8 protein-coding genes are annotated in these 11,607 nt (G+C 65.3%); 6 read left to right on the forward strand and 2 right to left on the reverse strand.

All coding sequences use genetic code 11. From position 1 onward, the window contains the following. Nucleotides 1-97: 97 nt before the first annotated feature. Entirely contained in the window at nt 98-1,018 is a 921-nt protein-coding gene (locus VT03_RS12740) for a hypothetical protein (RefSeq protein ID WP_075093323.1), read from the forward strand. A gap of 878 nt (nt 1,019-1,896) precedes the next feature. Here the strand turns inward: VT03_RS12740 and VT03_RS12745 are convergent. Next, complete coding sequence (locus VT03_RS12745) at nt 1,897-3,465, reverse strand: ATP-binding protein (protein WP_075093324.1); 1,569 nt, start codon at nt 3,463-3,465, stop codon at nt 1,897-1,899. Nucleotides 3,466-4,051: 586 nt separating this feature from the next. Here VT03_RS12745 and VT03_RS12750 point away from each other — a divergent pair. The 3 genes from VT03_RS12750 to VT03_RS12760 all read left to right on the forward strand — a co-directional run bounded on the left by VT03_RS12750 (nt 4,052) and on the right by VT03_RS12760 (nt 9,161). Beyond that, on the forward strand, nt 4,052-4,774 hold the full coding sequence (locus tag VT03_RS12750) for a Bax inhibitor-1 family protein (protein WP_075093325.1): 723 nt from the start codon (nt 4,052-4,054) through the stop codon (nt 4,772-4,774). A gap of 398 nt (nt 4,775-5,172) precedes the next feature. Continuing rightward, nucleotides 5,173-7,968, forward strand: coding sequence for a PAS domain-containing hybrid sensor histidine kinase/response regulator (locus VT03_RS12755; protein WP_075093326.1), 2,796 nt, complete (start codon nt 5,173-5,175; stop codon nt 7,966-7,968). Between the two features lie 134 nt (nt 7,969-8,102). Further along, nucleotides 8,103-9,161, forward strand: coding sequence for an HD-GYP domain-containing protein (locus VT03_RS12760; RefSeq protein ID WP_075093327.1), 1,059 nt, complete (start codon nt 8,103-8,105; stop codon nt 9,159-9,161). Nucleotides 9,162-9,233: 72 nt separating this feature from the next. Here VT03_RS12760 and VT03_RS12765 read toward each other — a convergent pair whose 3' ends face one another. After that, entirely contained in the window at nt 9,234-9,719 is a 486-nt protein-coding gene (locus tag VT03_RS12765) for a hypothetical protein (protein WP_156514459.1), read from the reverse strand. Here VT03_RS12765 and VT03_RS12770 point away from each other — a divergent pair. Both VT03_RS12770 and proB read left to right on the forward strand, forming a co-directional pair. Further along, nucleotides 9,718-9,975 carry a hypothetical protein gene (locus tag VT03_RS12770; protein ID WP_075093329.1) on the forward strand — a complete coding sequence of 86 codons (258 nt, stop codon included), beginning with the start codon at nt 9,718-9,720 and terminating at the stop codon, nt 9,973-9,975. The genes VT03_RS12765 and VT03_RS12770 overlap by 2 nt on opposite strands. A 262-nt stretch (nt 9,976-10,237) precedes the next feature. After that, complete coding sequence (gene proB, locus VT03_RS12775; protein WP_075093330.1) at nt 10,238-11,368, forward strand: glutamate 5-kinase; 1,131 nt, start codon at nt 10,238-10,240, stop codon at nt 11,366-11,368. The last annotated feature ends 239 nt before the right edge of the window (nt 11,369-11,607 follow it).

Here is an 11,607-nt window from a genome sequence, read left to right on the forward strand (position 1 = left end):
GCGGCGTTGACGGAGCGGGACGGGGCGGGGACAGTGGAAGAGGACGACGGGCCGAAAGACGCGTCCGGAGAGTTTCGCTGATGGAGAGGGCTGAGGAATGAGCGTCTTGTGCACGTCGCTGCGGGCAATCGGAGTGGGGCTCGCGGTGTTGCTGGCCGTCGCCGGTGTGGGGTCGTGGGGAACGGTGGCGGTCGGGCAGGAGGCTGCGTCGCCGTCGAAGGTCACGGCCAATGACGTCCTGAAGGCGCTCGATCCGCAGGGGACCGCCGCGCCGTTCGTGATCGTGGACCGGGAGTCGGTGACCGGCGCCACGATTCCGGCGAACGCCATTCTGGTCCGCGGCCACTTCTCGATCACCGGGGATGCGCCGTACCAGAATCACTTCGTGATCAAGACGATTGGAAAGACTCCGGCGAAGGGGGATGCGGTGGCCGAGTGGCTGGAGAAAGCCGAGATCGGTCAGATGGAGCTGTTCGGCGTTCAGAAGTTCAAGAAGGTGCGGGAGAACAAGTACAGCCTTGTCTCCGAGCGGGCGACGGTGACGGTGCAGTCCAATGCGGAGGCGGCCCGGTCCCGCGTGCGGACTGGGCAGGACCGGGTGTCGGAGAACAAGATCACCGAGGCCCGTGACAAGGTCGATGCGCTCTCGCTGCGGATCCTGACGGATGGCAACGGGACGTCGCTGCTGCTGCTGAGTGCCCGGAAGCGCGGGGTGGCGGGACGCATTGTGCGGATCGAGACGATCGAGGTGGCGATCGATGGGGAGACGGTTGCGGTTCCGGTGCGGGAGGATGACATGCTGCCGACGCTGTCGGACGATCCGTGGGACTCGGCGCTGGTGGATGTGTCGGAGAACCTCGCGCTGCATGGTCTCCTGGCGAAGATCGACGACAGCCGGGAGGTGACGGTGCGTTTCCGTGGCGACAAGGAGTGGAAGGATGACACGCTTTCGCCTGATGAGACGCCGGGGCTGAAGGCGGTGCTGACGACGTTCTATGTCAAACGCATGGACAAGTGATTTCCGGCCCGGTGTTCAAAACCGGCGCTGAACCCAACGTCGCCGTCTTACCGGGTCCAGGGGCACCCTGGTGGGGGATGCAAGGGGGCAACGCCCTCTTGCCCGCCGGAGGCCTGGCCGTCGAGAGATGTCTGAAGGAGAGAGTGTCCAAACGCGGACGACGTGCCGTATGCCCCCACCTCAACCCGCGGGGAGTACGAAGCGAGCGAGGAGTCCTCAACGCGGATCCCACAAAGGGGACGTCCGTTGCTCACCACGGTTCCTCATCGAAGTGCCTCCGGCGGCAATGGGGCCTGTGTTGTTTCTTGGCCCCTTAACCCCAGCCTGCCGTGGCACATTGGGGGTGCGCTATGGGCCTCGCGCCGGCGAGGACGTAGTTCGAGCCAGAGAGATTCGGACAGTTGACAGCTCGACCATCGAAGCCGGGACGGTGTAGCGCCAGCGTAGCGCGATGGCACTTTCGCAGTCGTGTCGGCTAGGTAATTTCCAGCGTGGAAAAAGAAAAACCCGGAAACAGCGAATCCCAGGGGGGCAGAGGACTCAAGCTATTTCCGGGGGCGATGAGAAACCTACTCCGCACTCACGCTCAACGGGGGGGGAGAGTCGAGCGATCCGTGCAGTGAAGGAGTCAGCCGTTGGGCTTTCTCGTCTGGCTGAGGCGTTTGCCTCAACCGTGCGGCGGGAACTTATGCTCCCCTGCCGATGGGGGTCAATACGGCTTGTCGCGGTTTGTTCGGGGGATACGAGCGACCGGCAAAAATTGCAGAGGGAGGGATTCAGGCTGAAGGCTTGAGGCGGAAGGTCGAGAGAAACCGAGGCATCGTCCTCCTCGCATTTCTCTACCTTCCGCCTTCCGTCTGAACCCCTTCCGCCTCTCCTCACGCCGCCCGGGCGTGGCTCGCCGCAGGACGGATCGGCATCCGGATGTGGAACGTGCTTCCCTTGCCCAGTCCCTCGCTCGTCGCGTCGAGCGTCCCGCCATGCGACTGGAGGAGCTTGCGGCTGATCGAAAGCCCCATCCCGGTCCCCTTGCCGACGTCCTTCGTCGTGAAGAAGGGGTCAAAAATGTGCTGAATGATCTCCGGCGTCATCCCGCAGCCGTCGTCGACGACGTCGATCTCGATCTGCTCGGGATGTTCGTGGATCTGGATCTGGACCGTCCCCTTCGCGCCGGTCGCCTGGAGGGCGTTCGCCACGAGGTTCAGGATCACCTGCTTGATCTCCTGGCCGTTGATCCAGGCTTCACAGGGGGTCGTGCGGTTGATCGTGATCTTGCGGTCGTGGAACTCGCCCAGATGCTTCACCATGCTGACGACGTCCTGCACGATGGCGGTGACATCGTAGAGGTTCCGCTCATCGTTGCTGCCGTGGGCGAAGTCGAGCATCTTCCGCGTGATCGCCTGGCACCGCTGCGACTCCTGGTGGATCAGCTCCAGGTACTCCTTGCACTCGGCGATGTCGGTCGCGGACCACTCCGCCGGAGGACTCTGGAAGCGGTCGTGGATGATCCCCGTGCAGGCCGTAATGGCGCTCAGCGGGTTGTTGATTTCATGGGCGACGCCAGAGGCCAGGAAGCCGACGCCCGCCAGCCGCTCCGACTGGAGGAGCTGCTGCGTCTGTTCGCGGACGAGCTTGTCGCGGTTGGCGACTTCCGCCTGGAAGCGGGCGGTCATGGTGTTGAAGGTGTCGGCCAGTTCGGCGAGTTCGTCCCCCGTGCGCAGGCAGAGGCGGTACTGGTAGTCGCCGCGGGCGACGATCTGGGCCCCGTTTTTGAGCTGGCGGATCGGCTGCATGATCCAACGCCGCATGGCGTAGAACATCCAGGCGGTGACGCCGGCGCCGACGACGGCCGTGCCGATCACGACCCAGATCTGGAACTGGTAGTCTTCCTTGGCCTCTTCGAGCTTGGGAATGAGCTTGGCGGAAGGGTCGTCCGCCTTGCTCACCAGTTCCGTGAGCTTGGACGTGAGCTGGAACAGCCAGCGGAGCTGTTCTCTCTGCTTGCCCGCCTCGCTGAGATAGGGAATCGCTTCGCCGATGTAACGGACCTTCTTTTCGATCTCCTGGAGATATCCGGCGAGCGCGGCCTCTTCGACGCTGGAGAGGTTCTGGCGGACGACGGTTTCCTTGACGCGGGAGCGGAAGCGGTCGGACTCCAGTCGCAGCTCGTCGACGCGGCGGTTGAGTTCCGCGGCGTGCACGTTGGCCCACTCGGTGAGTCGCTCGTCGCCTCCTTCTTCGGGGAAGCTGACGAGCAGGCTGGTGAAGGAGCCGATCGACGCGAGGAGGGTCTCGCGGTGGGGTGCGGAGCGGATGCTGGCGTCGAGTTCGGCGACGAGTCGCCGCATGCATCGGACGCTGAGGGTCCCCGTGACGCTGAAGACAGCGAGCATCACGATCGTCAGCCCCAGCAAAACGCCGAGCCGCTTGCGAATCGAAACCTGCACGAGAACCTCCGTGTTCGTGAAGTGGAAGTGTGGCAGAAACTGCCGGAGCTGTCACGGTGAAAACGGGGAGGTGGCAGATTGTGGGGAAAAGGCAGCGATTGGGGGAATGGCCGCTCAAGCCGCGTCCTTGCCGGTGCAGTTCACATAGCTCAAACCCAACGTGCCACGGCAGTTGGGGTCAAGGGGCCAAAAAACAACACAGGCCCCCTTGCCGCCGGAGGCACTCCTGTGAGGAACCGTGGTAAACAACGGGCGACCGCTTTGGGGGAGCCGGCGTTGAGGACTCCCGGCTCGCTTCGCAATCCCCGCGGGTTGATGTGGGGGCATCCGGTACGGTGTCCGCGTTTGGACACGCTCTCCTTCAGACATCTCTCGACGGCCAGGCCTCCGGCGGGCAAAGGGCCAAGAAAACAACACGGGCCCCTCTGCATCCCCCACCAGGGTGCCCCTGGACCCGGTGGATTTGCGGCGCCATGGCGCGACCCAGCAACAGTCCGACCTAATTTTTTCCCTGATCCAATGGCACAATTTCTCCGTTGCGCTTGGCCGTGATCCCCCTTTCTGTAACCGCTTTTGAGGTGGGCTGATGAACTTGTCGACTGAACACTGGGAACAGGAAGACGTCTTCGCCGCCGACGCCGCCCTGTCGGAACGCGTCTCCTTCATCCAGAAAACCTACCTTCACGTCTTCGGCGCCACCGCCCTCTTCGCCGGAATGCTGTGGGTCTTCGTCTCCACGCCTGAGATCAGCACGCCGATCGCCCGGCTCTTCTTCGGCGGCGGCTGGTGGGCCATCCTCATCGGCTTCATGGCCATCAGCTGGGTCGCCCAGTCCATGGCCCGCCGCCAGACGAACGTCGGCCTCCAGTACTGCGGACTCGGCCTCTACGCCATCGCCGAAGCGGTCTTCTTCACCCCGCTCATGATGTACATCACCATGATGCGCAACGGCGGCGAAGTCCTCACCCAGGCGGTCGCCCTCACGATCACGATCTTCGGCGGCCTGACAATCGTCGTCTTCCTGACGAAGACAGACTTCTCGTTCCTCCGCGGAATCCTGACGGTCGCCATGTGGGCCGCCATCGGCGTGATGGTCCTCTCGATCTTCACCCCCATCACCCTCGGAACCTGGTTCGTCGTGGCGATGATCGTCCTCATGAGCGGCTTCATCCTCTACGAAACCTCCGACGTGATGCGGACCTTCCCGACGAACATGCACGTCGCCGCCGCCCTGATGCTCTTCAGCTCGCTGACGACCCTCTTCTGGTACGTCCTCCGCCTGACGGCCATCATGAACTCGGACGACTGAAACCGTCCGCCGATCTCCGACTCTCCCTCCGAACGCGACCCTCCGGGCCGCGTTCTTTTTTTTCCGCATCAGGCACCGCTTCGGATGGGCCGACGCCGGCACGGGCTCCCGCCCCGCGGGCCCCCTCCGGGAAGTCCCGGAAGCGCGAAGGTCGCCGTTCGCCGTCACAACCGCTACGGCCGGCACGTTGCGAAACGTCATCTCGCCGGATGTCCGGCGTTGTCGTTTTGCATCATTTCGCTCCGGCACATTTGTGCGCGCGTCGTAGGGTCACAGTGTCCAACCTCTCGCGGTGGCGCTTGGCCGCGAGCACACGATCCGGCGGTCCGACGACGGCCGGTTCCTTTGTGGTGGGCCGCCGTCGCCTCCGGCAGCTCACACTACGAGCGGTGATCCCCATGACCTTCAACGTCACGTCGATCGACTGGTGGTCCGTCCTGATCTGTGCCGCCTTCGTGGCGGTCCTGCAGCCGCTCCTCCAATCCGCCGCGCGGCAGGTCCGCCGGCTCTTCGGCCATGTCGACGCCCTCCTCGAGCGGCAGTCGCCGGCCCCCGCCTCCGCGGCCCCGCCGCAGTGGACCTCCATCGCCGCACAGAAGAACCCGTCCGAACCGACGGGCGACTACAGCCACATCCTGCAGATCATCGACGCCGAGATCGCCGCCCGCGAAGCCGCCTCGTCCGCCCTCCGCGAAGCGGAAGCCCGCTACCGCAGCATCTTCGAGAACAGCGTCGAGGGAATCTTCCAGACCACCCCCGACGGCCGCTACCTCTCCGCCAATCCCGCCCTGGCCCGCATCTACGGCTACAACTCTCCGTCCGAGCTGATCGGCAGCATCGGGAACATCGAACGGCAGCTCTACGTCGATCCCGATCGGCGGCATGAGTTCGCCCGCCGCCTGACCCAGTCCGACGTCGTGACCGGCTTCGAGTCCGAGGTCTATCGCCGCGACGGCTCCGTCATCTGGATCTCCGAGAACGCCCGCGCCATCCGCGACGCCGGAGATCAGATCGTCCGCTACGAGGGGACCGTCGTCGACATCACCGAGCGGAAGCAGCTCGACGACTTCCGCCGCCAGAAGGAGACGGCTGACGCCGCCAACCAGGCCAAGTCGACCTTCCTGGCCCGCATGAGCCACGAGATCCGGACGCCGCTCAACGGTGTGATCGGGATGCTCGAGCTCCTCCGCTCCTCGCCGCTTGACGGGCGGCAGCAGCACCACGTCCAGATCGCCCGCACCTCGGCGGACGTCCTCCTCGGCCTCATCAACCAGCTCCTCGACTTCTCCAAGATCGAGGCGGGGAAGCTGGAGCTGGAGTCGGTCGAGTTCGACGTCCAGACCCTCGTGGACGACGTCATCGAGATGTTCGGCCACAAGGCCCAGGACAAGGGGATCGAGCTGACCGCCCACGTCCTCCCGGAAGTCCCCCGGCTCGCCCAGGGAGACCCGGAGCGGATCCGGCAGATGCTCATCAACCTCGTCAACAACGCCCTCAAGTTCACCGAGCGGGGCGAAGTCAGCATTCAGGTCTCCCGCGAAGAGAGCGGCGAGATCCGCTTCTCGGTCCGGGACACCGGCATCGGCCTGACTCCCCCCCAGAAGGAGCGGCTCTTCTCCCCCTTCATGCAGGCGGACGCCTCGACGACCCGCAAGTACGGCGGGACGGGGCTGGGGCTCGCCATCTGCCGGCAGCTCGCGGAACTGATGGGGGGCTGCATCGAAGTCGACAGCGAGCCGGGAAGCGGTTCGACCTTCTGGTTCCGGATCCCGCTGCGGGCGGCCGCCGACTCTGAGCGGCCGCGGCTGACCGTCCCGGCCAACCTGGCGCGGCTCCGCGTCCTGGCGGTCGACGACAACGTCACGAACCTGACGATCCTGCACGACCAGCTCACGCAGTGGACGTTCCGTCCCACGCTGCTCAGCGATCCCACGAAAGTCCTGGCTGAGCTCCGGCAGGGACAGGTCGAAGGGGACCCGTACCGCCTCGTGATCCTCGACCACCAGATGCCGGGGATGGACGGCGAGAAGGTGGCCCGCGCCATCCGCCGCGAGGCGGGGCTCGGCCGCGTCCCGCTCCTGATGCTCACCTCCGCCGACAATCCCCTCTCGCGGGAGATCCGCGAGCAGGCCGGTCTGGCCGCCTGCATCAGCAAGCCGGTCCGCGAATCGCGGCTGTTCGACACGATCATCTCGACGCTCAATCCGGAGTCGCGCCGCCAGGACCGCCCCGGCGCCTCCCCCCGCCACGACCTGACCCCTTCCCCCGTCCACCGCGGGAAGCTGCTCCTGGCGGAAGACAACGACATCAACCAGCTCGTCGCCGTCCAGATCCTGCAGAACGCCGGATGGGACGTCGACGTGGCGGATGACGGCCAGGCGGCGGTCGACGCCGTCCTCCGCACGCGGTACGACGCCGTCCTGATGGACTGCCAGATGCCGATCCTCGACGGCCTCGAAGCGACGCGGGAGATCCGCCGGCTCGAGCAGGACGGAAGCCTGTCGGTCCAGGCCTGCCGCCCGCTGCCGATCATCGCCCTCACAGCCAACGCCAGTACCGGCGACCGCGACCGCTGCCTCGCGGCCGGCATGGGGGCGTTCGTCTCGAAGCCGATCGTGGTCGACCAGCTCCTCGGCGTCCTGAACGACCTGACGGCCGTCAGCGCGGCGGCCCGCATCGAACAGCCGGCCGCGGCCGTGCTCAGCACGCTCCCGACGCTCTCCGCCGCCGATGAGTCGGTCCTGCAGGAGACCTTCGAGGGCATCCCGGAGCCGGTCGCCCCGGCGATCCTGCTCGACGACCTGCTGCAGCGGTGCTCCGGCAACGAAACCTTCGCCCGCAAGATCCTCGAAAAGTTCCGGCAGCGGATGCCGACATCGATCGACGCGATCTGCGAGGCGGCCATGAATTGCCACCACGCCACCTGCGGTCCGCTGGCTCACGCCCTCAAGGGGGCCTCCGCCAGCGTCGGAGCGGCCCGGATCAGCGCCGCCGCCGCGGAGCTGGAACAGTGGTCCAAGCGGCACGACGCCGGCAACCCGGCCTGGTACGTCGCCCAGCTCCGCGAGGAGCAGCGGATCTGCGAGGAGTGGTTCGCCGCGACGACTTCCGAGCCGAACTGGCTGACGGCCCGTTCCGCAGGCGAGACGTCCCTCGCCGCCACCCGGTCCTTCGCCGCATCGAGCCTGACCTGACGCCCCGCGGGATCGTCCCGCAGGCTCGCCCCTGAAACACCTCGACGAACTGCCACAGAGTTGAAGGACTGCCAGCGCCTCGGCCGTCTTCCCCAACCCGAAACGCTCATCCCCTCAACGCTCAACTCTCGACCATGAATGTCCTGATTGCCGACGACGATGAAATTTCCCGCGACCTCCTGGAGCACCTGCTCCGCCGGGCGGGATACGAAGTCCACGCCGTGGACAATGGCGTGGATGCCCTCGACGCGATCCGGGAGCAGAACTTCCGGCTCGTCATCACCGACTGGGACATGCCGCGGCTCAACGGCATCGACCTGTGCCGCCAGATCCGGTCCACCGACGTGAACGGGTACGTCTACGTCATCGTCCTGACGAGCCACCGCGGCGCGTCGGCGATCGTCGAAGGGATGTCAGCGGGCGCGGATGACTTCGTCTCGAAGCCCTTCCATCCGCAGGAGCTCCTCGTGCGGCTGCGGGCCGGCGAGCGGGTCCTGGCCCTCGAAACCCGCGAGATGCTGATCTTCTCGCTCGCCCGGCTGGCGGAGTCCCGCGATCCCGAGACCGGACAACACCTGGAGCGGGTCCAGCGGTACTCCCGCGTCCTGTCGCAGCGGATGTCGCGGAACTCCAAGTTCCAGGGGCAGATCGACGCGGAGTTCATTCGGCTCGTGTATCAGACGAGTCCGCTGCACGACATCGGCAAGGTCGGCATTCCGGACTCGGTGCTGCTGAAGCCGGGGAAGCTGACGCGGGCCGAGTTCGAGGTCATGAAGAAGCACACGCTCTTCGGAGCGCAGACGCTCGATGCCGCGCTGGACCGGTTTCCGGAGGCCCGTTTCCTGCGGATGGCCCGGAACATCGCCGCGCACCATCACGAGCGGTGGGACGGCACGGGCTATCCTGAAGGACTCTCGGGGGAAGACATCCCGCTCTGCGCCCGGATCGTCGCTCTGGCGGACGTCTACGATGCGCTGACGAGCAAGCGGGTCTACAAGGATGCCTTTGGCCATGACAAGGCGAAGGCCCTGATCGAGAAGGATTGCGGAAGCCACTTCGACCCGGACGTCGTTCACGCCTTCCTGGAGTCCGAAGACGAGTTCATCCGCATCCAGCGGGAGTTTTCGAACATCGTCGATGAGAACGTCTACTACGGGGAGTACACGGCGACGGGACCGCTGGTGAGCGTTTGACGGTTGGCTGAGATCTGTTTCGGTACGTCCCAGTCGATGGCCGTCAAACATCGGGACGTCGCTGAAGCACCTCTACCGAACGGTGACATTTCCCGGCTTGACGTCGTTCAGATAGACCTTGATCCGGCGAAAGGACGCCATTACCAGCTTGACCTGATCCCAGTCGTCGCCGAAGAGCTCGATCCTCTCCGTCTCCCATTCCTGCCAGTCCTCGTCGGAGAATGGCGGAGGATGGTCCAGATAGGCTCCGGCGAAGTCGACGACAAAGGGGGGCCGAACGATCTCCATTTCGACAACCCACAATTCGTCGTCGTAGTCGATCAGTCGGGGAACGTTGAAGCCGGCGGCGGCGTGGAACCCACGGTCACGGAAGCGAAAGTAAACGTCGCGTTCGCGGAGATAGTGCTCAATCCGATCAAACGCCTTCACGGCGGATTGACGGTTGGTGGATTGCACTTCTCCCTGAGCCCCGAAACCAAGACGCTTCTCCATCATCAAACCGCGGTCGGTGCAGTACCGCTTGGCACGTTCGACGGTTTGTGATCGAATGACAGACATGAACGGCACGGCCTCCAGCAACTATTCTTCGCGGGTCAGTCTATCGTTGCACGCGCTGGGGCAGACATTTCCGCTCTCGAAGATCGGTCCTGGCTATGTTGTCCCGACGACCCCGCTGGATCTTCCCCCCTGCCCGGCCCAGGTCGTGATGACCGTCGACGAACAGCCTCGCTGCTGGGACGTCCGACTGGTCGACGGGGCGGTTCCTTATGACGAGCAAGTCCGCTTTCTTGAGCTCCCCCGCGTACCGTCCTGAGCCGTCGTACGCCAGCCCGGGCTCGGCTTCGACTGTGTCCCACGGTCCGGAGTGAAGAGTGCCTCCGGCGAGCGGGGGTAGCCCCCCTGGCCCCCCGCCGTGTGGCGCAATGGGTTTGAGCGGGCCACGTCGTGGTGGCAAGGACACACCACTTGAGCAGAGGGTGAAGCGGCACGTCGCCCCGCTCCCTCTTCGCTCTCCGCTAAAACTCACTACCATTCCGCCGGAATCCGCCCACCGTCCAACTTTTCCGGTCCGCCCCATGTCCGCCGCGATTCGCCGATCCGTCCTCGACGCCGCCCGGACCGTCGTCATCAAGATCGGCACCAACGCCCTCTCCAAGGCCGACGACACCCTCGACACCGACCGCATCGCCGGGATCGCCGAACAGGTCGTCCGCTGGCGGAAGACCGGCCGCCGCGTCGTCGTCGTCTCCAGCGGAGCGATCGGCGCCGGGATCGGCCTCCTGGGCCTCGAAGAACGCCCCAAAGACCTTCCGCATCTTCAGGCTGCCGCTTCAGTCGGACAGGCGCATCTTATCGGAGCCTACGACGAGGCGCTCCAGAAGCACGGCCTGCACGCCTCGCAGATCCTGCTGACGGCGAACGATTTCCGCCGCCGGACGCGGTATCTCAATATGAAGAACACGCTCAACGCGCTGTTCGAGTACGACGTCATCCCGATCATCAACGAGAACGACACCGTCAGCATCGACGAGATCAAGTTCGGCGACAACGACCGCCTCGCCGCCATGGTCACCAACCTCGTCGAGCGCCCGCTGCTCATCATCCTCTCCGTCATCAACGGCCTGTACGACGGCCCCCCGGACGAACCGGGCTCCCAGGTCATCCCGCTCGTCGAACGCTGGGACGAGGCGCTGCGGCGGCTGGCTGCCTCGACCAAGAGCTCGCGCGGGACCGGCGGCATGGCGACCAAACTCGAATCGATGCGGATGGCGACCACCGCCGGCGAGAACGCCATCATCGCCAACGGGACCGACCCCCGGATCCTCGACAAGATCCTCGACGGCCAGGAAGTCGGAACCCTGTTCCTCGCCTCCCGCGCGCCGCTCCCCGCCTGGAAGCGGTGGATCGGCTACACGGTGAATCCGTCGGGCCAGCTCCATCTGGACGAAGGGGCCACCAAGGCGGTCCAGCAGAACGGCAAGTCGCTCCTGGCGATCGGGATCCGGAGCGTCGCCGGCAATTTCTCGAAGGGGGACCGCGTCTCGCTCCTCAATCCCGAGGGACAGGAAGTCGCCCGCGGCCTGACGCATTACGACTCTCCGACGTTGCAGCAGATCGCGGGGAAGAAGATCGCCGAGGTCCAGGCGCTGCTCGGCGAATCGGTCGAGCCGGAAGTCATCCATCGCGACAACCTGGTCGTCATGTAAGGCCGTCTCCTTCCGCTCACTCAGGACCACACCCGCGTGTGTGTCTGGACAGTCGCTTGTCTCTCTCGGCTGGGGAAAGCGGATCATCGGGATCCGGGAGGGCGAAGCTCCTGCTGAGCCGCGCAGGTTCACAGACGCGTTCTCATTGTCGCCTCGACCTTCAGTCCCCTTCCCTGGAGGAACGGTCCCGGCGACGACGGCTCACCCTCAGGCTGGGGTGCAAAAGCGATCGAGGCGGT

Origin of the sequence: Planctomyces sp. SH-PL14, from assembly GCF_001610835.1 — a bacterium.
In the GTDB taxonomy this organism is placed as follows: Bacteria; Planctomycetota; Planctomycetia; order Planctomycetales; family Planctomycetaceae; genus Planctomyces_A.

Bases quoted from the DNA above. Each gene is read 5' to 3' on its own strand.
- VT03_RS12765 (WP_156514459.1), bottom strand. From the start codon at position 9,719: ATGTCTGTCATTCGATCACAAACCGTCGAACGTGCCAAGCGGTACTGC.
- VT03_RS12750 (WP_075093325.1), top strand. From the start codon at position 4,052: ATGAACTTGTCGACTGAACACTGGGAACAGGAAGACGTCTTCGCCGCC.
- VT03_RS12740 (WP_075093323.1), top strand. From the start codon at position 98: ATGAGCGTCTTGTGCACGTCGCTGCGGGCAATCGGAGTGGGGCTCGCG.
- VT03_RS12760 (WP_075093327.1), top strand. From the start codon at position 8,103: ATGAATGTCCTGATTGCCGACGACGATGAAATTTCCCGCGACCTCCTG.
- VT03_RS12770 (WP_075093329.1), top strand. From the start codon at position 9,718: ATGAACGGCACGGCCTCCAGCAACTATTCTTCGCGGGTCAGTCTATCG.
- VT03_RS12755 (WP_075093326.1), top strand. From the start codon at position 5,173: ATGACCTTCAACGTCACGTCGATCGACTGGTGGTCCGTCCTGATCTGT.
- proB (WP_075093330.1), top strand. From the start codon at position 10,238: ATGTCCGCCGCGATTCGCCGATCCGTCCTCGACGCCGCCCGGACCGTC.